Origin of the sequence: Ochrobactrum sp. SFR4 (genome assembly GCF_019730395.1) — a bacterium.
Lineage (GTDB): Bacteria > Pseudomonadota > Alphaproteobacteria > Rhizobiales > Rhizobiaceae > Pseudochrobactrum.
Map to the genome: position 1 here is coordinate 1 of NZ_JAAPBB010001283.1, position 241 is coordinate 241.

Below are 241 nucleotides of genomic sequence, written 5' to 3' on the forward strand. Positions count from 1 at the left end.
CATAAAAAACAAGTCAGCCTGACCGATGCCGGTGTGAAACTGCTTGAAATCACGCACCGGCTCTTCGAAGTGGAACAGCAGGCACTGGATTTCCTGTCTGAATCACGGGTGCTGCGTGCGGGAAAGTTGCGCATTATGGCCGATGCGGCACACCATATTCTTGGTATTCTCGGAGCCTTTCGGGAGAAATATCCCTCGGTGCAAATCAGCGTGCAAACCGGCAATAGTGAGGAAGTTATCT

At 51.5% G+C, this 241-nt stretch carries 1 pseudogene; it reads left to right on the forward strand.

The features are described from left to right. A pseudogene (locus HBA93_RS23145) lies at positions 1-241 on the forward strand (LysR family transcriptional regulator); the annotation flags it as partial.